This is a genomic window from Streptomyces sp. NPDC043876 (assembly GCF_056435825.1).
This window is the reverse complement of sequence record NZ_JBWKDV010000008.1, coordinates 115,391-138,841: the sequence shown is the minus strand read 5'-3', so window position 1 is coordinate 138,841 and position 23,451 is coordinate 115,391. Positions and strand designations below refer to the sequence as shown.

Below are 23,451 nucleotides of genomic sequence, written 5' to 3'. Positions count from 1 at the left end.
CGGCGCGCTCCGGTCCGGAGGTGTGCTCCGAGCAGGAAAGGTGTGCTCGAAGCTGCGCGATAATGCGTCACTTCGAGCATCTTCCTTCACCTCGGCCCGGTGGGCGCGCTATGTTGCCGGGTGCATGCCAAAGAGCTGTGTCCGTGTCCCGGACCGCACGAGGAGCTGCCCCATGAGACTCACCCCCCACCTCCTGCCACCGCTCCCACCCCTGTTGCGGCGTCCCCGGCCCGCCCGTGGCCACCGCCGGACCGCCCGCCCAACCCCCGCCCGGCGCCGTACCCACCTCGCCGCCCTGCTCGCCGGAGCCCTTGCCGTGGCGGGCCTGGCCGCCGCCGGTCCGGCGGCCTCCCTGGCCGAAGCCGCGACCGGCGCGACCGCCGAGACCGGCGCGACCGCCGCGCCCGCCGCGAGCGCCGCCCCCGCGTCCACGGCGGGCGACGCCACCGGGCTGACCCGGTCCGGGAACACCTTCACCGTGACCTCGACCAGCGGCGCCAAGGTGCGCGTGGTGGTCGCGCGGGCCGATGTCTTCCGGCTCTGGCTCTCCCCGGACGGCGCCTTCACCAACGACCCGGCGGGCTCCGACCTCGCCCAGACCACCGACTTCGGCCCGGTGAGCGCCGGGTTCACCGACGCGGGCGGCTACTACAAGATCACCACCGGCTCGGTCTCGATCCGGGTCAACAAGGCGCCGTTGCAGTTCTCCGTCTACCGGGCCGACGACTCCACCCTCGTCTGGCAGGAGACCCGGCCGACCAGCTGGGGCGGCGGCCAGACCACCCAGTACCTCGCCCGCGGCGCGGACGAGCAGTTCTACGGAACCGGTCTGCGACTGGGGGAGTGGGCGCTGCGCGGCAAGACCGTGCCGGTGGCCGTCGACAACAAGTGGCGCGAGAACAACAACGCCAGCCCCGCGCCCTTCTACATGTCGACCAACAATTACGGCGTCATGCGCAACACCTGGGCGCCGGGCTCCTACGCCTTCAACGCCCCCAGCACCCTGACCCACAACGAGAACCGCTTCGACGCCTGGTACTTCACCGGCGACTCCCTCAAGTCGGTGCTCGACGCCTACACCGACGTCAGCGGCAAACCCTTCCTGGCGCCGATGTGGGGCTTCGAACTGGGCAACGCCGACTGCTTCAACGCCTCCAACCCCGCCTACCAGGGCGACCACGACCGGCTGCGCCACCAGACCACCCCGGACGTCGTCGGGTACGCGACCGACGCCCGGGCCGCCGACATGCCCTCCGGCTGGTTCCTGCCGAACGACGGCTACGGCTGCGGGTACACCGCGCCCCTGAAGTCGACCGTCGACGCCCTGAAGGCGAAGGGCTTCCAGACCGGACTGTGGACCTCCACCGGGCTCGGCTCCATCGCCGACGAGGTGTCCGTGGCCGGCACGCGGGGCGTCAAGACGGACGTCGCCTGGATCGGCGGCGGCTACAAGACGGCGTTCTCCGGCGTCCAGCAAGCGGTGGACGGCATCGAGAAGAACTCCGACGCCCGCCGGTACGTGTGGACCGTCGACGGCTGGGCGGGCACCCAGCGCAACGCCGTCGTCTGGACCGGCGACACCAACGGCACCTGGGACGACATGCGCTGGCACGTCCCCGCCATCGCGGGCGCGGGCCTGTCCGGTCTGAACTACGCCTCGGGCGACATCGACGGCATCTTCGGCGGCAGCCCCAAGACCTACGTCCGCGACCTCCAGTGGAAGGCCTTCACGCCGGCCTTCATGACCATGTCCGGCTGGGGCGCCACCGGCCCCTCCGCGGGCTACCAGGACAAGCAGCCCTGGCGCTTCGCCGAGCCCTACCTCTCCATCAACCGCAAGTACCTCCAGCTCAAGATGCGGCTGATGCCCTACCTCTACACGATGAGCGCGGCCGCCCACGACACCGGCGTGCCCAGCACCCGTGCGATGGTGCTGGACTACCCGGACGACCCGGTGGCGCGCGGCAACCTCACCAGCGGCCAGTTCATGGCCGGGGACTCCTTCCTCGTCGCGCCGGTCGTCTCCGACACCGCCGTCCGCGACGGGATCTACCTCCCCGCGGGCACCTGGACCGACTACTGGAGCGGCAAGACGTACGCCGGCCCGGGCTGGCTGAACAACTACGCGGCCCCCCTCGACACCCTCCCCCTGTTCGTCAAGGGCGGCGCCATCGTGCCGATGTGGCCCCGGATGAACCACACGGGCGAGAAGCCGGTCTCCACCCTCACCTACGACATCACCCCGCGCGGCGACTCCGCCTTCTCGCTCTACGAGGACGACGGGATCACCCGCGCCCACCAGAACGGCGCCTCGGCCCGCCAGCAGGTCAAGGTCAGCGCCCCCACGGCGGGACCGGGCACGGTCACCGTCTCCGTCGGCGCCTCCACCGGCAGCTACGCGGGCAAACCCGCGGCGCGCGGGTACGAGTTCACCCTCCACGTGGCTTCCGCCCCCGCCACCGTCACCGCGGACGGCGCCGCCCTCACCCGCCTCGCCTCCAAGAGCGCCTACGACGCGGCCGCGACCGGCTGGTTCCACGACCCGGCCGACCGCGCGGGAGTGCTGTGGGTCAAGACCGGTTCCAAGGCGGGCGCCTTCACCGTCTCCGCCACCGGTACGACGATCCCCAAGGCCGAACCCGTCCCCACCTCCACCACCCCCGTCCCGCAGGCCGGCTGGTCCCTGATCTCCGCCGACAGTCAGGAGACGGGCTCCGAGAGCGGCGCCGCCGTCAACGCCTTCGACGGCGACCCGGCCACGCTCTGGCACACCGCCTGGTCCTCCGGCACCCCGGCGGCCCTGCCGCACGAGATCCGGATCGACCTCGGCGCCCGCTACGCGGTGGACGGCCTCGGCTACCTGCCCCGGCAGGACGGCGGGAGCAACGGCCGGATCGGCGGCTACGAGGTGTACGTCTCCGACAGCGCCACGGACTGGGGCGCCCCCGTGGCCACCGGGACCCTCCCCGACACCGCGGCGGCCAAGACCGTACCGCTCGCCGCGAAGACCGGGCGCTACCTGCGGCTGAGGGCGCTCACCGAAGCGGGCGGCCGGGGGCCCTGGACCAGCGCGGCCGAGATCACCCTGACCGGGCGGCCCGCCGCGCTGCCCACCGACGCCACCCTCGTCAACGGGGCCTCGGCAACCTGCGCGGACCTGCCCCACAGCGCCACGGCGCCCGGCACCGAACCCTCCCTGTACACCTGCCACGGCGGGCCCAACCAGCGCTGGAGCCTCCAGGGCGACGGCCGGATCACCGGTCTGGGCGGGGTCTGCCTCGACACCACCGCCGGGGCCACCGGCGCCGTGACGGTACGGGCCTGCGCCCCCGCTCCGGTGCCCGCCGCCCAGAACTGGCAGCAGGGGCCCGACGGCAGCCTGCGCAACGCCGGCCAGTGCCTGGTTCCGACCGGCTCCGCCACGGCCAACGGCACCACCCTCGGCCGTGCGCCCTGCACGGGCACCGCCGCGCAGCGCTGGACGTTCACTCCCTGACGGAGGCCGCGGACGGGGCGGCCGAAAGCGCCCCGTCCGCCGCTCCCGCCTCGACGGCCAGTTCGCGGACGAGGTCACCGGCGTAGGGCTGCGGCGCGCGCCGACGCGGCGTGAGCACCCCGATGTGCCGGGCGGGACGCGGCGGGTCGATCTCCACGGCCACCGCGCCCGGCCCCGGCGCCGACGAGACCGACGGCACGAGCGAGACGCCCACGCCGGCCGTGACCAGCGACTGCGCGAAGAAGTAGTCGGTCGTGGAGGCGGCGACCCGCAGTTCGAAACCGGCCTGCGCCGCGTACCGGCGCAGGTACGCCTCCGTCTTCAGACAGCCCAGCACCCACCGCTCGCCCGCCAGCTCGCCGAGTTCCAGCGAGGCGCGGCCCGCGAAACGGTGGCCGCGCGGCAGCACCACCGACAGCGGATCGTCCATCAACGGCGTCCAGTCGAGCACCGGCCGCGCCCCCGGCCCGCCCGGCCCCGCCGGTGTCGGCCCGTCGAAGCGGTAGGCCAGCGCCAGATCGGCGGCGCCCCGGCGCACCATCGCCGCCGCCTCCTGCGGCTCCGCCTCCAGCACGGTCAGCTCGACTTCCGGCCGTGCCGCCACGAACCGCGCCAGCGCCGCGGGCAGCAGGTGACGGCCGCCGCTCGTGAAGGTGGCGAGCGTCAGCCGGGGAGGGGCCTCGCCGAGCCGGGCGATCCGCCGCCGGACCTGATCGAGTTCGTCGGAGATCGCCTCCGCCGCCTCGACCAGCAGCCGGCCGGCCTCGGTGAGGGTGGCGCCCCGGGTGGTGCGCACCGCCACCGCGTGACCGAGCGTCCGCTCCAGCGCCGCGATGTGCTGCGAGACCGCCGACGGGGTCAGCAGCAGTGCTCCGGCCGCCCGGTTGAAGCTGCCGTGCTCGGCGACGGCCCGCAGCACGCGCAGCCGCTGCACATCGATCATCAGTTCTCCTTACGACGGGTTTAGCGAGTGAGCGGTTCCGCTGGGGACGGGACGGCGGCAGAGTCGGCGGCATGCGAAACATATGCGTCATCGGCGGAAGCCGGTACTTCGGAAAGCACCTGGTCAGGCTGGAGCGGGACGCCGGGAACCGGGTCACCGTCATCAATCGCGGCTCCACCGGACCGCTGCCCGGCACCACCCGCCTCGTGGCCGACCGCGACGACGAACGGCAGCTGCGCGAGGCCCTCGGCGCGCGCACCTTCGACGTGGTCGTCGACCAGGTCTGCTACACCCCGCGCCAGGCCGCGCTCGCCCGCCGCGTCTTCGCCGGACGCACCGGCCGGTACGTGATGACCTCCACGATGGAGGTGTACGACCCCGCGACCTTCGCCGTCCCCCCGCCCGACCCCGCGGGTGTGCCGGTCACCGAGGACCGCCTCGACCTCACCGCGCTGCCCCCGGCGCGGGATGTGGCCGCGCCGGATCCCGCGACCGCCTACGCCGAGGGCAAGCGCCGGGCCGAAGCGGTCCTGCTGGGCGAGCCGGAGTTCGACACGGTGTCCGTCCGGACGGCCCACGTGCTCGGCGGGGGAGGCGCGGACTTCACCGGGCGCCTCGCGCACTACGTCGAGCGGGTCGCGGCCGGCCGGCCCATCGACGTCCACCCCGACCCCTTTTCGACCTCCTTCGTCCACCACGAGGAGATCGCCGCGTTCCTGCGCTGGGCGGCGGCGGGCACCTTCACCGGGCCCGTCAACGCCGCCTCCCACGGAGCGCTCGACGTCACCGGTCTGTGCGAACTGATCGCGGCCGCGACCGGCACGCGCCCCCGCTACCGCACGGTGGCGGGCGCCGCCGCCTCCCCGTTCTCCTTCGACCGCGGCTACGCGATGGACAACGGCCGCGCCGCCCGCCTCGGCTTCGGCTTCACCCGGGTCGCGGACTGGCTCCCGGGGGCCGTGGCCGAGGTCCGCGCCCTCGCCGTGTGAGACCGCCCCCCTGCTGAGCCGCCGGTCCGCCAGTGGCCGCTCGTGCGGGCATCCGGCTGGGCCAATGGCCCACCCGAGCAGCACCGAGTTGAGCCGACGGGCCTCCGGATGGTTATCTGTGCCGTATCCATGTACTTACGGCGCCGTGCGGCGCCGGACGGCGACGAGGCCGCTCCGGAGCACGGTGCCTTCGCCGTGTCCGCCCACGCCCACCACCCCGGGCCGCCGCGGGACCGGCGAGCGCACGATCGCAAGGGGGGCGGCACACCGCCGTGAAGAGGATGTTCGTGGCTCCGGATCCGGGGCGCCTGAGACTGCGCACCTCGCTGCGCGCGGTGACCGGGGTCGGCCTCGCCGTCGCCGCCGCCGAAGGCTGCGGCCTGTCACTCCCCGCCTCCATCACGGCGGGCCTGGCGGCACTGCTCGCCCTGTTCACGGTCACCGACCCCGGCGTGCGCGCCCAGCGCGTGACGACGGCCCTGCTGCCGGTGGCCGGTTTCCCGGTGTTCGCCCTGGCCACCTCCCTGCACGGCGCCCCCCTCGCGCGCGACGCGGCCTTCCTCGCCGTCGTCCTCGGCGGGGTCTACGCCCGCCGCTGGGGTCCGCGCGGCCACGCGCTCGGCATCTTCGCCTTCATGAGCTTCTTCATCACCCAGTTCCTGCACGCCGTCCCCGCCCAGCTGCCCGAGCTGTACGCCGCCGTCGCGCTGGCGCTGACGGCCGCGGGCGCCGTCCGGTTCCTGCTGTGGCCCATCGAGCGGCGCGATCCGCCCCCCGCCGTCCCGCCGGGGCTGCCCGGGCGCGGCCTCGCCCGGCCCACCACCCGCCAGGCCCTCCAGGCCACGGCCGCCTGCGCGGTCGCCCTGTCGCTGGGCCAGTCCTTCTCCGAGGACCGCTGGTACTGGGCCGTCGGCACCACCTGGTGGATCTTCGTCAACACCACCTCGCGGGGCGAGACCCTGGTCCGCGGTTTCCGCCGGGTCCTCGGCACGGTGATCGGCATCGTCGTCGGTCTGCTGATCGCGATCCCGCTGCACGGCGCCCCCGCGCCCACGGCCGCGCTGGTCGCGCTCTGCGTCTTCGGCATCTTCTACACCGCCGCCGTGTCGTACAGCTGGATGATGCTCGCCGTCACCGTCATGGCCGGGCTGCTCTACGGCCTCCTCGGCGTCCTGAACCCGGCCCTGCTGGTCCTGCGCCTGGTGGAGACCGGGGTCGGGGCGGTGTGCGCCGCGCTCGCCGTGGTCCTCGTCCTGCCCGTCACCACCCACGCCACCAACGACGCCTGGATCCAGCGCGCCCTGCGCTGCGTGCACGCGGCCACCGCGGCCGCCGCCGCCCGCCTCGCGGGCTCGCCCACCGCGGACCCCGCTCCGCACGCCGCCGAGCTGGAGCTGCTGCTGGCGCGCGTCCGGATGGCGCTCGCCCCCCTGGTGCACCCGCTCAGTCCCTTCCGGGACCGCCGGGCCCGCGCCCGCCGGGTCATCGCGCTGCTGGACGACTGCGCCCGCGAGGTGCGCGGCCTCGCCGCCGTCGCGGCCGACCCCGCGGCCTCCCACGACGCGCGCCTGGCCGCCGCGTGCTGGCGGGTGGAGGCCGCCGTCGAGGCCCTCACCGCGCCCATGACCGGGCTCCGCCACGACCGGGAGCCCGTGGCCGCCGCGACCGCGCCGGCCCTGACCGAGCCCGCGCTCGCCCATCTGCACGGGCTGGAACGGGCGCTCGCCGAGCTCGCCCACCCGCTGCGTTCGGAACGCCCCTCGCCGCTGATCGGCGCCGGCTGAGGCTGGTGAGCGCCGCGGCGTCGTCGCGGACCCTATGGCACAACCCCTGATTCCGCAGGCGGATGAGGGCGGTTCACTCGAACGAAGGTTCCCGGGTGAGCTGCCGGACGCCGCTGACCTGCGACCCGTAGAAAGGGTGGTGGGCCATCGCACATGCATCTGACATGTACAGGGTGGATCTGCGGGTACAGGGGGTAACCAGGCGAAATGGAAATTCTGCATCAGCCGTCGACGGCCCGCCAGGTGTGGGAAGAGGCGCGGGAATTCATTCAGCTGTTCCACCGGGAGAATCCGGAAGCCGGGGATCCGGCCCGCCGCCTCGACGCCGTACGGACCCAGCTGGCGGAGACCGGAACCTACCGGCACACCCACGACGAGGTCGTCCACGGCGCCCGCGTCGCGTGGCGCAACAGCAACCGGTGCATAGGCAGGCTGTACTGGAACTCCCTGCGGGTGCGCGACCGCAGGGGCCTCACCGGCGCCGACGAGATCGCCGCCGAGTGCTTCGAGCACCTGCGGGACGCGACCAACGGCGGCCGGGTGCGGCCCACGATCACCGTCTTCGCCCCGGACACCCCCCGGCGCCCCGGCCCGCTCATCTGGAGCGAGCAGCTCATCCGCTACGCCGGGTACGGCGACGAGGACTCGATCCCCGTCGGCGACCCGCGCAACGCGTCCCTGACCCGCGCCCTGTGCCGGCTCGGCTGGACGGGGGGCCGCGGCGGCGCCTTCGACCTGCTGCCGCTGGTGGTGCAGGGCTGCGACGACAAGCCGCGGTGGTTCGACCTCCCCGAGGACGCCGTGCTGGAAGTCCCCATCCGCCACCCCGAGGGCGACGGCTGGGCGGACTGGGGACTGCGCTGGCACGCCGTCCCGGCCATCTCCAACATGTGCCTGGAGATCGGCGGCATCCACTACCCGGCCGCCCCCTTCAACGGCTGGTACATGGGGACCGAGATCGGCTCCCGCAACCTCGGCGACGAGGACCGCTACAACCTGCTGCCCGAGGTGGCCCGTCGACTGCGGCTGGACACCTCCAGCGACCGTTCGCTGTGGAAGGACCGGGCGATGGTGGAGCTGAACCGGGCGGTGCTCGACTCCTTCGACCGCGCCGGGGTCACCATCGCCGACCACCACACCGAGTCCCGGCGATTCCTGTCCCACATCGACCGGGAGGAGCGCAAGGGGCGCGCGGTGGGGGCGGACTGGTCCTGGATCGTGCCCCCCATGTCGGGTTCCGCGACCCCGGTCTTCCACCGCACCTACGAGGACCGGCGCCAGAGCCCGGCGTACGTCCAGCACACCGGGGCGCGGGAACGGGCGATGGGGCGGGATCTGGTCTAGACCCCTCTGTTACCGTCGGCCCGACGAACCGGCGGAGAGGGAGAACACCGTGGCAAGTACGGACCGGGGCAACGGACATGCGGGTGCGGGTACGGCGGACGGCCACGGCAGCGCGGGCGGTCCCGGCGCCCCGGCCGGAGATCCCGGCGGGACGCGGGGGCGGCGTGCGTACATCGGCTCGTTCACCTCGACCGGCGGGGGCGGCGTCACCACCGCCGCCATCGACCCGGCGACCGGCGCCCTGACCCCGATCGCCACCACCGGCGCCCTCGCCGACCCCTCCTACCTGGCGCTCGGCGCGGACGGCGGGATGCTCTACGCGGTCAGCGAGACCAAGCACGGCGCCGTCGGCGCCTTCCGGCCCTCCGACACGGAAGGGCTCGTACCGATCGGCTCCCCGGTCGCCGTGGACGCCTCCGGCCCCACGCACCTCAGCGTCACCGGGAGCCACCTGGTCACCGCCAACTACACCTCGGGCAGCGTCAGTACGCTCGCCCTCGCCGCCGACGGGCGCCCCACCGGACCGGCTTCGGTGCTGCGCCACCACGGTTCGGGCCCCGACGCCGACCGCCAGGCGGAGCCGCACGCCCACCAGGTGCTGCCCGACCCCGGCGGGCGCTGGGTGCTCAGTGTGGACCTCGGCACCGACTCGCTACGGGTGTGCGCGCTCGACCCGGTCACCGGAGCACTGCGGGTGCACTCCGAAGTCGTCCTGCCCGCGGGCAACGGTCCCCGCCACCTCGCCTTCCACCCCGGCGGCGCGCTGCTCTACGTACTGAACGAACTGCGGCCGCTGCTGACCGTCTGCCGGTGGGACGCGGCCACCGGGGCAGTGGAACCGGTCGGCGAGGTTCCGGTCGCCCCAGAGGGCGGCTCAGGGGCCGTACGGCCCTCACCCTCGGCCGTCAGGGTCTCGCCCGACGGCCGGTTCCTCTGGGCGGCCGTCCGCGGCCTCGACTTCATCGCCGCCTTCGCCCTCCCCGGGGAGGGCGCCGAGCCGCGGCTCACGGGCACGGTCCCGTGCGGCGGCCGCTGGCCCCGCGACCTGGTGCTCGATCCGGCCGGGCAGCGGCTGTACGCGGCCAACGAGCACTCCGGGGACATCACCTGGTTCGACGTGGACCCGCTGACCGGCCTGCCGCAGCGCGCCGGGTCCGTCCCGGTGCCGGCGGCCACCTGCGTGGTCTTCGGCTGACGGCCCGGCCGGCTGACGGCCCGGCCCCGACGGCGCGGCCCATCCCGCTCCGGCAGCGCGAGGGCCCGCCCGCGGATCCGATGATCCGGGGGCGGGCCCTCATCGCGTGCGGGCACGGATCAGTGCACCGGGGTCTCCAGGGAGATCCCCGCGGCGCGGCTGTACTGCGCCACGGCGAGCTTGCCGAGCGCCGGGTAGGCACCGAGCGCGTCGGCCGTGGCGCAGCCCGCCTCCTTGCACGCGGTGTCGATGAGACCGTCGGCGGCCTCCGGGCCGATCAGGTACGGGGCCAGCGCCAGCTGGACGGCGCCGGAAGACTGGCGCAGCTCGTCGGCGACGGCGGCCACGGAGCCCTCCTGGTCCAGGGCGGCGGCCATGACGGGCACCGCGAGGCGCGCGGCCAGCAGCATCCCGGTGATCCCGGCGGCCTGGACGGCCTCCGGCCCACCGGTGGTGGCCAGGATGATCCCGTCGGCGGCCGTGGTCACCGTGAACAGCCGGGCCCGGTCGGCCCGGGCCAGGCCCGCCTCGGAGAGGCGCACGTGCACGGCCTCCGCGAGCAGCGGGTGCGGGCCGAGGACGTCGGCAAGCTCCACGGCGGCGGCACAGTCCATCATGGCCTGGCGGATCCGGCGCAGCAGATCGCCGTCCGGGCCCACCAGCAGCGGAACCACCACGGCGTCGGGGCCGCTCGGCGGGGGCACGTCCTGGCCGGTCGCGCGGGCGAACTCGGCGCGCGCCGCGCGCTGGTGCCCGATCGCGGTCAGGACGGCCGACAGGGCGGGGAACTCGGCGCCCTCGGTGTCATCGCCGTCCAGGAAACCGACGTGCGCGTCCAGGCCGGGCAGCTCGGAGCGCCCGATGCTCAGGATCTCCTCCGCGTACCCCCGCGAGGCGGCCGAAGGGGCACCGGGCACGGCGAGTACCAGCGCGGGCGCGCCCTCGGGCGCCACCGCGGGCTCGGGCCGGCGGTGCCGTCCGGTCTGGCGGGGTCGCGGCATTCGTACGGGCAGGCCATTCGCGGGCCCAGTGGGGGAGCTCATGGCGCCGCATGCTACTGGCATTCCCGTACCGGCTGTTCGGGCAGGGCCCACTCGGGCGGCATCTGTCCGCATTTATCCGGTGAAGGTCAGATACGATCAACTGACGGACGGCAAGCGCCAGTCCACAGGCTGTGATCCCTGGCGGACCAGCAGGTCGTTCGCCCTGCTGAACGGCCTGGACCCGAAGAACCCGCGGTCGGCCGACATCGGGGACGGGTGCGCCGCCTCCAGGGCGGGCAGCTCCCCCAGCAGGGGCCGCAGATTGCGGGCGTCCCGGCCCCAGAGCACCGACACCAGCGGCTTGCCCCGTGCCACCAGGGCGCGGATCGCCTGCTCCGTCACCGCCTCCCAGCCCTTGCCGCGGTGGGCGGCCGGTTTGCGCGGAGCCGTGGTCAGGGCCCGGTTGAGCAGCAGGACGCCCTGGCGGGTCCACGGGGTCAGGTCGCCGTTCGCGGGTCGGGGCACGCCGAGGTCGCTGTGCAGCTCCCGGAAGATGTTGTCCAGGCTCCCGGGAACCGGGCGCACGTCGGGGGCCACCGAGAACGACAGCCCGACCGCGTGCCCCGGCGTGGGGTAGGGGTCCTGCCCGACGATGAGGACCTTCACCTCGTCGAAGGGCTGCTGAAAGGCGCGCAGGACGTTCGCGCCGCTCGGCAGGTACGTCCGGCCCGCCGCTATCTCGGCGCGCAGGAACTCGCCCATCGCGGCGATCTGCTCCGCCACCGGTTCCAGAGCACGGGCCCAGCCCGGCTCGACGATCTCGTTCAAAGGTCGTGCTGCCACGCCGCGTCACTCTAGTTGATCCGCACGCGGCGTCCGTTCACGCCAACGGCCCCTCCATCACGGCGGCCCGGACGCACAGCACGTCGGGCAGGTGTCCGGCCAGCAGCTCCCAGCTGTCGCCGTCGTCGGCGCTGGCGTACAACTCGCCGTTGCGGTTGCCGAAGTAGATGCCCGCCGGGTCGGCGTCGTCCGTGCAGAGCGCGTCGCGCAGCACCGTCCCGTAGTGGTCGCCGGAGGGCAGGCCCGCGCTCAGCGGCTCCCAGGTGGCGCCCGCGTCCCGGGTGCGGAAGACCCGGCAGCGGTGTCCGGCCGGGACCCGGTCGGAGTCGGCGTTGAGCGGGAAGACGTAGGCGGTGTCCGGCCGGTGGGGGTGGGCGGCCACCGCGAACCCGAAGTCGGAGGGCAGGCCGCCGCCGATGTCCGTCCACCGCGCGCCCGCGTCGTCGCTGCGGTAGACGCCCCAGTGGTTCTGCAGGTAGAGGCGCTTCCGGTCGCCCGCGTCCTGGGCGATCTTGTGGACGCACTGGCCGAACTCGGGCTGCGGGTCGGGCAGGAAGACGGCCGAGACGCCGTGGTTGGACGGCGTCCAGCTCTCCCCGCCGTCCTCGGTGCGGAAGACCCCGGCCGTGGAGACCGCGACGGTGACCGCCTCGGGGCGGGCCGGGTCGGTGATCACGGTGTGCACGGCCTCTCCGCCGCCCCCGGGCACCCAGGCCGAGCGGGTCGGATGCTCCCACAGCGGGCGCACCAGCTCGAAGGTCTCGCCCCGGTCGGCGGAGCGGAACAGCGCCGCCGGCTCGGTCCCCGCGTACACCACGCCGGGGGCCTCGGGCCCGGCCGGATGCAGCTGCCAGACCCGCTCCAGGGAGGCGCCCGTGTCCTGGGGGAACTTGACCGCGGGCGCGGCCGGTTCGTGCCAGGTCGCCCCGAGGTCGTCGGAGCGGAAGACGGAGGGTCCCCAGTGCAGGCTGTCCGCGCCGACCAGCAGTCGGGGCGCGGGCCCGCGCCGGTCGATGGCCACGGCGTAGACGGCCTGCGCGTTGAAGTGCGGATCCTCGAACCGCCAGTGGCCGTCGGACCCCCGGCGGCCGATGAAGAGTCCTTTGCGGGTTCCTGCGAGCAGTAGTACGTCGGCCATGGCCGACACCTCCCGGACGTCGTTGTCCTCGGGGACATTGCCTTTCCGGCCAGTCTGCACCCGACCACTGACAGCGGCCCGGCAGGCGCTGCGGGGCGTGGCGGGGCATCTGACCTGCTGATCGATAGGGGCCGGGAATGCGATCGTGTCTGCTGGTTACTTGATCGTACGGAGGCGTAAAGGGTTCACTTCTGGCTTCTGCTGCCCTGTGAGAGGCGATCCGTGGCCATCGAGCACCTCCCTCCGCTCGACCTCGCCTTCTGGCGGATCGAATCCGCCTCCCATCCCATGCACCTCGGCGCGCTCGGCGTGTTCGAGGCCGCCGGTCCGGACGCGGCCGCCCGGGCCGCGGAGCTGATCGCGGAGCGCTGCGCCGACGTGCCCCGGCTGCGCCGCCGGATCCACGACGTCCTGCTGCCGGTGGGCGCGGCCGCCTGGTCACCCGCCCGCGACTTCGACCCGGCCCGGCACGTCTTCCTCGTCCGGCACGCGCACACCGACCTCCACGGCGACGCCGATCCGCACGCCGCCGCCGGACCGCTGATGGCCCGGCCGCTGGAGCGGGGGCTGCCGCCGTGGGAGGCCCATGTGCTGGCCGGGCCGGACCCGGAGACCTTCGCCGTGCTGTTCAAGTTCCACCACGCGCTGTCCGACGGACTCGGCGTGCTCGCGCTCGCCGCCGGTCTCTTCGACGAGGGGCTGCCGGTACGGGGCTCCGCGCGCCCCGCGGCCCGGGCGCCCGGGCCGCGCCCAGGCCGCCCCGCGGCGGAGCCCCGCTCGGCTCTGCGGCGGCTGCCCGGCACCCTGGCGGCGCGCGCCCAGGACGTCGGCCAGGCCCTGGAGATCGGCGCCGCCGTGGCCCGGTCGGGGCTGCCCCTGGGCGTTCCCGACGGGTTGAGCGCCGAGAGCGGCGGTGCGGCGGGGAGCAGGGCGCTGGCCGGGGTCGCGCTCGACCTCGACGACGTGAACCGGGTCCGCAAGGCCGCCGGGGGCACGGTCAACGACGTGCTGATCGCCCTCGTCGCGGGGGCCCTGCGGCGCTGGCTGGCCGGGCGCGGGGAACCGGTGGGCGGGGCGTCCGGGCCGCGCGCCCTGATCCCCGTCTCCCGGCGCCGCTCCCGGGACGGGTCCGGCGCGGGCAACCGGCTCTCCGGTTACCTGCTGCGGCTGCCGGTGGCCGAGAGCGAGCCCCTGCGCCGCCTGGACGCGGTACGGGCCGACATGGACCGGAACAAGGAGGCGGGGCCGGCCCGGGGTGCGGGGGCCGTCGCCCTGCTCGCCGACCACGTGCACCCGCTCGGCCACCGGCTCGGCGGGCCGCTGCTGGCCCAGGCGGCGCGGCTGCTCTTCGACATCCTGGTCACGAGCGTGCCGCTGCCGGGGCTGAGCTTCTCGCTCGGCGGCAGCCCGGTCCGCCGGATCTACCCCCTGGCTCCCCTGGCCCAGGGGCACGCGCTGGCCGTCGCGGTCTCCAGCTACCGGGGGACCGTCCACTTCGGGCTGGTGGCCGACGCCGCCGCCGTGCCGGATCTGGAGGCGCTGGCGGAGGCACTGCGGACGGAACTCGAAGAACTCGTACGAGAGGTCTCGTAGTACGAGGGATTCCGTAGTACGGTGTATCTCGTACTTAGGTGCCGTGCCCGGCCGCTCCGGCTGCCGGACCCGGCATCCGTCAGCCGCGTCCCGTGGAGATCCAAGATGAGTGCCAGCCTGTTCGAGCCCTACACCCTGCGTTCGGTGACCGCGCCCAATCGCGTCTGGATGGCTCCGATGTGCCAGTACAGCGCCGAGCCCGCGGGCCCGCAGGCGGGTGTGGCCGGCGACTGGCACTTCGCGCACTACGCGGCCCGCGCGGTCGGTGGCACCGGCCTGATCATCCAGGAGGCCACTGCGGTCTCCCCGGAGGGCCGGATCTCCCCCTATGACCTCGGCATCTGGAACGACACCCAGGTCGAGGCGCTGCGCCGGATCACCGGATTCCTGAAGGCGCAGGGCACCGTGCCCGGCGTCCAGATCGCCCATGCGGGGCGGAAGGCGTCCACCGACGCACCGTGGAAGGGCGGAGCCCCGATCGGCGCGGAGGACGGCGGCTGGCGGGCGAGCGCCCCGAGCGCGGTGCCCTTCGCGGAGGACCACCCCGTGCCGCACGAGCTGACGGTGGCGCAGATCCAGGAGGTCGTGGAGCAGTTCGCGGCCGCCACACGGCGCGCGCTGGCGGCGGGGTACCAGGTCGTCGAGATCCACGGCGCCCACGGCTACCTGATCGGCGAGTTCCTCTCCCCGCACAGCAACCGCCGCACCGACGCCTATGGCGGGTCCTTCGAGAACCGGATCCGCTTCGCCCTGGAGGTGGTGGACGCCGTGCGGGCGCAGTGGCCCGAGGAACTCCCGCTGTTCTTCCGGATATCCGCCACCGACTGGCTGGAGGGGGACGGGTGGACGGCCGACGAGACGGTCCGCCTGGCGTCCGTGCTCCGGGAGCACGGGGTGGACCTCCTCGACGTCTCCAGCGGCGGCCTCGCCCCGCACGCCCGGATACCCGTCGGCCCCGGCTACCAGGTGCCGTTCGCCGCGCGGGTCAAGGCGGAGGCCGGGCTCGACACGGCCGCCGTGGGCCTGATCACCGAGCCGGCGCAGGCCGCGAAGATCGTGGCCAACGGTGAGGCGGACGCGGTGCTGTTGGGCCGCGAGCTGCTGCGCGACCCGCACTGGGCGCGGCGGGCGGCGGGCGAGCTGGGGGCCGAGATCCGACGCCCGAACCAGTACCACCGGTCGTGACCCGTCCGAGAGGCCGCGCGGGGCGCCGTCCACCGGTTCTCCACTCGAACCATGTACTACGATGGTTCTCGTACCATCGTGGTGTCCAGCGAGTGGAGGAGTACAGATGACGGAGCCCAGTGCCACCGCCCGTTCCCTCGACCACCCGAGCCCTGCCGAGATCCGGCTGGAAAGCGTGCTGCACGCCCTGTCCGACCCGGTGCGGCTGTCCATCGTCCGCGAACTGGCGGGGGGCAGCGGCGAACTGGCCTGCTCGTACTTCGAGTTGCCGGTGACCAAGTCGACCACCACGCACCACTTCCGGGTCCTGCGCGAGAGTGGCGTCGTGCGCCAGACCTACCGGGGCACCACCAAGTTGAACGACTTGCGCCGGGACGACCTGGACGCCCTCTTCCCGGGCCTCCTCGACGGCATCCTGACGGCCGCCTCCGCCGAGGCCGAGCGCACGGCGGGCTGACCGGTCCGGCGTCTCGGCCGCCCCGCGCGTGGGGCGGCCGAGACGCCGGGGCGCCGGGGCGGGGCGCGCCGGCCGGTCGGGGCGCCGGGGCGTCGCTCGGGTGCCCCGGGTGCTCTCCTCCCTGTCCGCGCGGCAGGCGGGGGCGTGCGTTCGGAAACCCTCCCCGGCCGGGCTTCCGAAGGGCCCGTGCGGCCCCTCCGCGGCCCCTTCCGTGATCTTTCGGCCGACGCCCGGACGGGGGCGTGGCGCGGCGGGCGGCGGGCCGTCAGAGCGGCCCCACCGGCCTCCCCGCGAAGGGCCTGACCTGGCCTTTCGTCGCCGTTCGGCCTACGGTCGTGCTCTCGGGGAAAGGGGGACCGGATGGACCGGAACATCCGCACCATCGACGACGTGCTGCGGCTCATGGACGGCCTGTTCGCGCCGGAGTCCGACCGCTGGACGGCCGGCGCGGCCGACTGGTGGGACGGGTTCTACGCGGACCGGAGCAGGTCCGTGCCGTTCTTCGTGGCTGCACCGGACGAGCACCTCGCCGAGGCGCTCGACCGCGGCCTGATCCGGCCCGGCCGCGCGCTCGAACTCGGCTGCGGGCCCGGCCGCAATGCCCTTCACCTCGCCTCGCTCGGCTTCGAGGTGGACGCGGTCGACCTGTCCCCGGCGGCCCTCGCCTGGGCCGGGGAGCGGGCGGCGGAGGCGGGTCTCGACGTCCGGTTCCACCACGGCGACATCTTCGACCCCGACCCGGCCGGCTGGGGTGGGGCCTACGACCTGATCGTCGACTCGGGCTGCTTCCACCACCTGCCGCCGCACCGCCGGATCAGCTACCTCGCGCTGCTGGAAAGAGCGTTGGCCCCTGGTGGCCACTTCTCGCTCACCTGCTTCGCCGCCGGCGAGGCGGGCATGGGATCCGAGCTCTCCGACGCCGAGTTCTACGGCCAGGCCCGGCTGCACGGCGGCCTCGCCTACACGGCGGAGTCGCTCCGCGCGATCTTCGCCGATCTGACGGTGGTCGAACTGCGCCGGATGAACGACGAGCCGCCCGCCTCCCCGCGCTTCGGCGAACCCTTCCTCTGGAGCGCCCTGTTCCAGAAGCCCCGGACCCGGCCGCAAACGTAGCCTTGGCCGAAGCCCGGCCCCGGCCCCGGCCGGCCGGGCGCACCGGCTCGACGTCTACTCCGCCGTGGCCGCCGCCGTGAGGAGGCCCGGCCAGTCCGGGATCTTCACCGAGCGGCGGCCCAGCGACAGCCCGAGCGAGGACTCCGCCGTCTCGATCGCCAGCCAGCCCGGCCACAGCACCGGGCTCAGGCCCGCGGCGCGCAGGGCGTCCAGCGGGTCTCCGGGCAGCTCCCGCCCGGCCAGCGCGCCCGCGTCCTGGAGCAGCGAGGACGCCGTCTCCTTCGCGCAGGGCCGGTTGGTGCCGATCACCCCGGTCGGGCCGCGCTTGATCCAGCCGGCCACGTACTCGCCGCGGGAGACCCGGCCGTCGCGCAGGACCCGGCCCGCCGCGTGCGGGACCGTACCGCGCGCCGCGTCGAAGGGCAGTCCGGGCAGCGCCACGCCCTGGTATCCGACCGACCGCAGCACCAGCTCGGCGCCGAGGTCCTCGTAGGCGCCGGTCCCCGACACCCCGCCGTGCCCGTCCGGGGCGGTCCGCTCGAAGCGCACCCCGCTCACCCGGCCGTCCGGCCCGCCCAGGACCTCCACGGGCCGCAGGAAGAACCGCAGGGTGATCCGCCGCGCCCCCTCCCGCGGCCGGTGGGCCGTCCAGTCGCGCAGTACCTCCACGTTCCGCCGGTTCACGGCGGGCAGCGCGGCCGCGGCCGCCGGATCGGCGTAGGCGGGGTCCAGGGCCAGTTCGCCGGCCCGCACCACCGTGTCCACGCCGGGCAGGGTGCCGAGTTCGCGCAGCTCCTTCGTGGTGAACCTGCCCTGCGAGGGCCCGCGCCGGGCCACCATGGCCACCTCGCGGAGCCCGCTGCCGGCCAGCACTCCGAGGGCCGGTTCCGGCATGTCGGTGGGCCGTAGGTCCGTGACCGCGCGGGCCAGGATCCGCGTCACGTCCACGGCGACGTTCCCCGCTCCGATCACCACCGCCGACCGCACGCCCGCCAGGTCGAAGTCGTCCGCCGCCGCGTCAGGGTGCGCGCTGTACCAGGAGACGAACTCGGTGGCGGAACGCACCCCGGCCAGCTCCTCGCCCGGGATCCCGAGCGGCCGGTCCCGGGCGGCGCCCACGCAGTACACGACCGCGTGGTACAGCTCCAGCAGCCGCCGGGCGGTCAGCCGGTCCCCGCTTACCTCGACGTTGCCGAGGAAGCGGATCCGCTCGTCCTCCAGCACGGTCCGCAGACTCCCCTGGAGCGATTTGATCTTCTCGTGGTCCGGAGCCACGCCGTAGCGCACCAGGCCGTACGGGCACGGCAGCCGGTCCAGTACGTCGACCCGCACGCCCGGCACCTCGCGCTGCTGGACCAGCGCCTGTGCGGCGTAGACCCCGCTCGGGCCCGAACCGACCACGGCGACACGAAGCACGGAGGGTCTCCTTCCGCAGAGGGATCCAGCATGGCACCGCCGCCGCGGACCGTCAGCCCATCGCGCGCATCCGGCTGACCTCGGCGCTCTGCTGCGCCACCACTTCGTTCGCCATCTCCTCGACCGCCCCGTTGTTCCCGCCCGCGAGGGCCTCACCGGCCATGGTCACGGCCCCCTGGTGGTGGGCGATCATGAGCCGCAGGAAGAGCCGGTCGAAGTCCGGGCCCGAGGCCCGTGCCAGCTCCTGGAGCTGCTGCTCGGTGGCCATGCCGGGCATCGGCGCCCCGCCGTGGTCGTGCGGCGCCGGTCCGCCGGTCGCCGCGCCCGGTGCCGGGACGCCGGTCCCCGCGGTCGCCGTGCCCCGCTCCGGGTACCTGGCCAGCCAGCTCTCCATGACCTTGATCTCCGGCCCCTGGGCCGCGGCGATCCGTTCGGCGAGCCGCTTGACCGGCTCGGCCGAGGCCCGCTGCGGCGCCAGTGCGCTCATCGTCAGGGCCTGCCGGTGGTGCTCGGTCATGCGGCGCACGTAGCTCCGGTCGGCGGCGTTCGGACTGTCGTCGGGTCGTTCCCGCGCCGCCTGGCCGGGGGAGAGGGTGCGGGACTGCTCACCCGGCCGGCCCGGGGCGATCACCACCGGTCCGGCGGCGGACCCGTCGTCTCCGCCTCCCTGGCAGGCGGTCAGGCCGAAGGCGGACACGGTGGCCAGGACCACCCCGGCGCACCGGTGGAGCACGTGTGCCGTCATGCGCTCTGTTGTCATGGGCATGCAGAGGAACATACTGCCGGAGACGGGGGTACCGGTTCCGTTCCCGCCGAGAGGGGTCGGAACACCCCCAAGGGAGGACACTTTGACCTCGTCAGTCCCGTTAGCCTCACCCGACTCACCCGACTCACCCGACTCACCCGACTCACCCGACTCACCCGACTCACCCGACTCACCCGACTCACCCGCCCTGGCCGTCGCGTCCCGTCCCCGCAGAGCGCGCCCGCGGACCCTCGCCGCGGCCGCCGCAGCGGCCGGACTCCTCGTGGCGCTGCTCGCCGTCGCGGCCCCCGCTTCCGCCACCCCCGATCCCGGCGACCTGACCCCGGCGGCGCCCGGCCGCAGCGCCGCCGGCCCCCCGGCCACCGGAACCGTCTCCTCCGACATCCCCGGACGCGACGAGATCGTCCACAGCCGCAACATCACGCCGCTGGGCAACATCCCCGGCGCCAACCCCGCCGCGATCAACTCCGACATCGCCTTCCAGGGCCGGTACGCCTACGCGGGCAGCTACGACGGCTTCACCATTTACGACATCGGCAACCCGAACGCCCCCAAGACCGTCACCACGGTGCTCTGCCCCGGCGGCCAGAACGACATCTCCGTCTCCGGCGACCTCCTCTTCCTCTCCACCGACTCCTCGCGCAGCGACGACTCCTGCAACAGCGTCTCGCAGCCCGCGACCGAGAAGTCGTCGTGGGAAGGCATCAAGATCTTCGACGTCCGCGACAAGAAGAACCCCAAGTACATCAAGTCCGTGGAGACGGCCTGTGGTTCCCACACCCACACGCTCGTGCCGGGCAAGCGCGGGGACATCTACCTCTACGTTTCCTCGTACTCGCCGAGCGAGGCCTTCCCGGACTGCCTGCCGCCGCACGACGGCATCTCCGTCGTCAAGGTCCCGAAGAAGGACCCCCGGCAGTCGGCGGTCGTCGGCTTCCCGGTGCTCTTCCCCGACGGCGGCAACCCGGGAGCTCCCACCAACCCCGGGGTGTCCAAGACCACCGGCTGCCACGACATCACCGTGCTGCCCTCGAAGGACCTGGCCGCGGGCGCCTGCATGGGTGACGGCATCCTCTTCGACATCAGCGAACCCGAGCGGCCGCGCGTGATCGACCGCGTGCAGGACAACGTGAACTTCGCCTTCTGGCACTCGGCGACCTTCAACGAGCGCGCGGACAAGGTGGTGTTCACCGACGAACTGGGCGGTGGCGGCGCCGCCACCTGCAACGAGGCCACCGGCCCGAACCGCGGGGCCGACGGCATCTACGACATCACCGGACGCGGCGACCAGCGCAAGCTCGTCTTCCGCGGCTACTACAAGATCCCGCGCCACCAGGCCGACACCGAGAACTGCGTCGCCCACAACGGCTCGCTCGTCCCGGTCGGCGGCGGCCGCGACATCATGGTGCAGGCCTGGTACCAGGGCGGCGTGTCCGTCTGGGACTTCACCGACTCCACCCGCCCGAAGGAGATCGCCTACTTCGAGCGCGGCCCGCTCAGCACCGACGCGCTGAGCCTCGGCGGAGCCTGGTCGGCGTACTACTACAACGGCCACATCTACGCGAACGACATCACCAAGGGCCTCGACGTGCTGCGCCTGGACGACTGGCGCACCGAGAGCGCCAAGTGGGTCTGGACGGACCGGCTGAACGTCCAGTCGCAGCCCGACTACCACTGAACCTAGAGGAACGTTCCGTCGGGCGGGCCCCCGTCCGGCGGGACCCCCATCTCCCACTCCAGCCCGTACCGCTGGAACAGCTCCGCCCGCAGCCGGGCCGCGGCCATGGGCGCCCCCGGCAGCAGGACGGCGAACACCGCGCCCATCAGCAGCGCCCGCAGCAGCGGATAGTCGCGGTCGGGATCCGTGTCCGGATCACCCGCGCCGCGGCGGGCCACGGTCTCCCGCAGCAGCTCCGCCAGCTGCCGCTGTTCCGGGCACTGGACGAACCCCTCGTTCGAGAGGATGCCCGCCATGTGCGTGCGCATCAGCAGCGGCTGCTCCAGCGCCAGCCCGAGGACCGCGTCGATGGCCCGGGCCAGCAGCTCCCGCCCGGCGTCCGCTCCGGCGGGCTTCGGCTCGCGCTCCAGCGCCTCGCGCAGGGTCCGGTACATGAGGCGGTGCACCGCCGACTGCAGCAACTGGCGCTTGCCCGGGAAGTAGTACGACACCAGGCCGCGCGCCGCCCCCGCCCGGACCGCGATGTCCCCGAGGGTCGTGGCCTCGTAACCCCGTTCACCGACGAGTTCGACGGTGGCCTGCAGCAGCCGCTCCCGGGAACGTCTGCGCAATTCTTCATTGACCGATGCGCTGCGCGGGACCATGCTTACTCCTGCGTTGACTGGCTCCGAGCCAATATACTCAGCGCACGGGCCGACCGGTGGTGGGCGACGCGGGGGATCGCCCACCACCGGCCGTTCCCGACCGGATGTCGCCCTCCGGCGGCCGAGAGCCGCCCCGCCGCTCCTACGCGAGGGCGCTGAGCCCCGGTACGAACGCCACCAGCACCGGAACCGCCGGCACCAGCGCCGCCAGTGCCGTCAGCCGCAGTCGGCGTACGGCGGAGAGCCGGGGCGTGGCCGCCAGCAGTCGGCGCACCCGCTGAGGGACGTGCGCGTGCGGGGTCGGGCAGGGCCCGAACACCCCGCGGTCCTCGTTCAGGCCGACCAGCGCCAGCGCCACGGTGAGCCGCCCGTACCGCCGCGATGCCACGTCGTCGGCGGCCAGCTCGACCAGCCGGTGCATCTGCGCCTCGAAGGCGGCGAAGACGGGGACCTGCGGAAACGCCCCCGACAGCGCCCGCGAGCAGTGCAGCAGCCAGTCGTGCCGCGCGGCCGCGTGACCCTGCTCGTGCGCGAGCACGGCGTCCAGCTGCTGGCCCTTGAGCCGCCCGAGCGCGCCCGTGGTGACCACCAGCCGGGGCGCGGTGCCCGGCAGCCACCAGGCGTCGGGCCGCCGCCCCTCCAGGACGACCAGGCGCCCGCTGTCCGGTTCCTCGCCGGGCAGCAGGGGCGCCCGCACCAGGAGTTCGGCCCGCTCGGCGCGCCGGCGCGTGCGCGCCCGCAGCACCTCCGCGGTCAGCATCGCCCCGGTCCACAGCGCACCGCCGGCGAGCACCAGCGCGGTCCCGGCGGCCCAGCGGCCACCGCCCGCCCCGAGCCCGTAGGCGTCGACGACCCCGCGCGGCGCGGACGCGAAGAGCGGCCCGCGCACCGCCAGCCAGGCGGCTCCCGCGCTGAGCAGCATCGAAAGGGCGCAGCAGAGGAGCACCGCGGCCACCACGCACTGCCACACCCACAGGGCCACCACCGGCTCGCGCTCGGGCCACTCGGCACGGGCCAGCAGTCGGGGCGCGAGGAGAGCGGTCAGGGCGCCGAGCAACAGGAGAACGGCGGGGACCATCATGGGCGCATTTTAGGTGGGCGGGCCTGCCCACCGGTATGGCCGCCGTTCATTGGTGACGCACGACACGTCGGGTGCCCCGCCCCGGGACAGGGCGCCTCACATGGTGAGCAGCATGGCCAACATCCCTATCCCCATGGCCAGTCGGCACGCCCGGGTCAGCTCGGCGGCTCCGCGTCCGGCGCCCCGCGGGGCCCCCGCGAGCGCCGCCGGGCCCGGCGCACCGCCCGCCACCGCCGCCGCTCCGCCCGCCGTCACCAACCGGGCCCCGGCCAGCAGCACGTACCCCGCGAAGTAGAGCAGCAGCAGGCCGGTCACCAGGGGCAGCCCCGGAGCGAGCCCCTCGCCGTGCCCCGGGCCGTGGCTCCCGGCGTGCGCGGCGCCCGTACCCGGTGCCGCGGCCGCACCCATGGTCACCGTCATGTAGACCATGGTCAGCGAGCCCATCAGGTGGTGGACGTGGTGGACGCCGCCGCGCAGCAGCCACACCGCGTGCAGCGCGGCCGCGCAGAAGACGGCCAGCAGCACCCCGGGGCCCCACGCTCCGGTTCCCGTCGGCGCGGCCATCACCGCCATGCCGAACCCCATCGCGGCCTCACCGCCCGCCGCCCCCCGCGCGGCGCGCTCCGCTCTGCGCGCCCGCAGCAGGCAGTAGGCCCCGCTCAGGGCGCACAGCGCCACCAGCAGCCACGCGGAAACGGTGGCGGAAGCGGAAAGGGACATCGCGGGACCGTGCACGGCGGAACCCCCCGGTTCGTCGGCGTCAGGGGAAGAGATGCCCTGCCCGCAGGGCCCGCACGCCGCCC

General features: G+C 74.3%; 19 protein-coding genes. 10 read left to right on the top strand and 9 right to left on the bottom strand.

What is annotated here, in order from left to right:
- Nucleotides 1-172 precede the first annotated feature (172 nt).
- A complete protein-coding gene (locus AC0693_RS24760) occupies nucleotides 173-3,496 on the top strand; it encodes a TIM-barrel domain-containing protein (RefSeq protein WP_478802907.1) in 3,324 nt (1,107 codons plus the stop codon).
- Here the strand turns inward: AC0693_RS24760 and AC0693_RS24755 are convergent.
- A complete protein-coding gene (locus AC0693_RS24755; RefSeq protein WP_478802906.1) occupies nucleotides 3,486-4,439 on the bottom strand; it encodes a LysR family transcriptional regulator in 954 nt (317 codons plus the stop codon). The two genes, AC0693_RS24760 and AC0693_RS24755, sit on opposite strands and share 11 nt — an antisense overlap.
- Before the next feature lie 71 nt (nucleotides 4,440-4,510).
- Here AC0693_RS24755 and AC0693_RS24750 point away from each other — a divergent pair, with 71 nt between their 5' ends.
- From AC0693_RS24750 to AC0693_RS24735, 4 genes are all read left to right on the top strand, one after another.
- Nucleotides 4,511-5,428, top strand: coding sequence for an NAD-dependent epimerase/dehydratase family protein (locus AC0693_RS24750; RefSeq protein WP_478802905.1), 918 nt, complete (start codon nucleotides 4,511-4,513; stop codon nucleotides 5,426-5,428).
- Nucleotides 5,429-5,709: 281 nt separating this feature from the next.
- Nucleotides 5,710-7,212 (top strand): FUSC family protein, encoded by a 1,503-nt coding sequence (locus tag AC0693_RS24745; protein ID WP_478803040.1) that lies wholly within the window; start codon nucleotides 5,710-5,712, stop codon nucleotides 7,210-7,212.
- Between the two features lie 207 nt (nucleotides 7,213-7,419).
- Nucleotides 7,420-8,556, top strand: coding sequence for a nitric oxide synthase oxygenase (locus AC0693_RS24740; protein WP_478802904.1), 1,137 nt, complete (start codon nucleotides 7,420-7,422; stop codon nucleotides 8,554-8,556).
- A 172-nt stretch (nucleotides 8,557-8,728) separates the two neighbouring features.
- The gene (locus tag AC0693_RS24735) at nucleotides 8,729-9,751 is read left to right on the top strand and encodes a lactonase family protein (protein WP_469331890.1); all 1,023 of its coding nucleotides are present in this window, start codon (nucleotides 8,729-8,731) and stop codon (nucleotides 9,749-9,751) included.
- 119 nt (nucleotides 9,752-9,870) lie between these two features.
- Here the strand turns inward: AC0693_RS24735 and AC0693_RS24730 are convergent, their stop codons facing one another.
- The 3 genes from AC0693_RS24730 to AC0693_RS24720 form a co-directional block, all read right to left on the bottom strand.
- Nucleotides 9,871-10,794 carry a sirohydrochlorin chelatase gene (locus AC0693_RS24730; protein WP_356412688.1) on the bottom strand — a complete coding sequence of 308 codons (924 nt, stop codon included), beginning with the start codon at nucleotides 10,792-10,794 and terminating at the stop codon, nucleotides 9,871-9,873.
- Between the two features lie 96 nt (nucleotides 10,795-10,890).
- Nucleotides 10,891-11,577 (bottom strand): uracil-DNA glycosylase, encoded by a 687-nt coding sequence (locus tag AC0693_RS24725; RefSeq protein ID WP_469331614.1) that lies wholly within the window; start codon nucleotides 11,575-11,577, stop codon nucleotides 10,891-10,893.
- A 37-nt stretch (nucleotides 11,578-11,614) separates the two neighbouring features.
- Entirely contained in the window at nucleotides 11,615-12,715 is a 1,101-nt protein-coding gene (locus AC0693_RS24720) for a WD40/YVTN/BNR-like repeat-containing protein (protein ID WP_478802903.1), read from the bottom strand.
- Nucleotides 12,716-12,937: 222 nt separating this feature from the next.
- Between AC0693_RS24720 and AC0693_RS24715 the strand changes: the two genes are divergently transcribed.
- The 4 genes from AC0693_RS24715 (at nucleotide 12,938) to AC0693_RS24700 (ending at nucleotide 17,063) form a co-directional block, all read left to right on the top strand.
- A complete protein-coding gene (locus tag AC0693_RS24715) occupies nucleotides 12,938-14,308 on the top strand; it encodes a wax ester/triacylglycerol synthase family O-acyltransferase (RefSeq protein ID WP_478802902.1) in 1,371 nt (456 codons plus the stop codon).
- A gap of 105 nt (nucleotides 14,309-14,413) precedes the next feature.
- The gene (locus tag AC0693_RS24710; protein ID WP_469331620.1) at nucleotides 14,414-15,493 is read left to right on the top strand and encodes an NADH:flavin oxidoreductase/NADH oxidase; all 1,080 of its coding nucleotides are present in this window, start codon (nucleotides 14,414-14,416) and stop codon (nucleotides 15,491-15,493) included.
- A gap of 106 nt (nucleotides 15,494-15,599) precedes the next feature.
- Entirely contained in the window at nucleotides 15,600-15,950 is a 351-nt protein-coding gene (locus tag AC0693_RS24705; protein ID WP_478802901.1) for an ArsR/SmtB family transcription factor, read from the top strand.
- A gap of 360 nt (nucleotides 15,951-16,310) precedes the next feature.
- Nucleotides 16,311-17,063 (top strand): class I SAM-dependent methyltransferase, encoded by a 753-nt coding sequence (locus AC0693_RS24700; protein ID WP_478802900.1) that lies wholly within the window; start codon nucleotides 16,311-16,313, stop codon nucleotides 17,061-17,063.
- Nucleotides 17,064-17,117: 54 nt separating this feature from the next.
- On the opposite strand, the gene AC0693_RS24695 is transcribed toward AC0693_RS24700, so the two are convergent.
- Nucleotides 17,118-18,479: an FAD-dependent oxidoreductase gene (locus tag AC0693_RS24695; protein WP_478802899.1), complete on the bottom strand. Its 1,362-nt coding sequence runs from the start codon at nucleotides 18,477-18,479 to the stop codon at nucleotides 17,118-17,120.
- A 52-nt stretch (nucleotides 18,480-18,531) separates the two neighbouring features.
- Nucleotides 18,532-19,239, bottom strand: a complete 708-nt coding sequence (locus tag AC0693_RS24690) for a DUF305 domain-containing protein (protein ID WP_469316411.1) — start codon at nucleotides 19,237-19,239, stop codon at nucleotides 18,532-18,534.
- Nucleotides 19,240-19,432: 193 nt separating this feature from the next.
- Between AC0693_RS24690 and AC0693_RS24685 the strand changes: the two genes are divergently transcribed.
- Nucleotides 19,433-20,923, top strand: coding sequence for an LVIVD repeat-containing protein (locus tag AC0693_RS24685; protein ID WP_478803039.1), 1,491 nt, complete (start codon nucleotides 19,433-19,435; stop codon nucleotides 20,921-20,923).
- Nucleotides 20,924-20,925: 2 nt separating this feature from the next.
- On the opposite strand, the gene AC0693_RS24680 is transcribed toward AC0693_RS24685, so the two are convergent.
- The 3 genes from AC0693_RS24680 to AC0693_RS24670 form a co-directional block, all read right to left on the bottom strand.
- Nucleotides 20,926-21,567 carry a TetR/AcrR family transcriptional regulator gene (locus tag AC0693_RS24680; protein WP_469316193.1) on the bottom strand — a complete coding sequence of 214 codons (642 nt, stop codon included), beginning with the start codon at nucleotides 21,565-21,567 and terminating at the stop codon, nucleotides 20,926-20,928.
- 142 nt (nucleotides 21,568-21,709) lie between these two features.
- Nucleotides 21,710-22,648 carry a M56 family metallopeptidase gene (locus AC0693_RS24675; protein ID WP_469316194.1) on the bottom strand — a complete coding sequence of 313 codons (939 nt, stop codon included), beginning with the start codon at nucleotides 22,646-22,648 and terminating at the stop codon, nucleotides 21,710-21,712.
- 96 nt (nucleotides 22,649-22,744) lie between these two features.
- Entirely contained in the window at nucleotides 22,745-23,368 is a 624-nt protein-coding gene (locus AC0693_RS24670; RefSeq protein ID WP_469316195.1) for a DUF5134 domain-containing protein, read from the bottom strand.
- Between the last annotated feature and the right edge of the window lie 83 nt (nucleotides 23,369-23,451).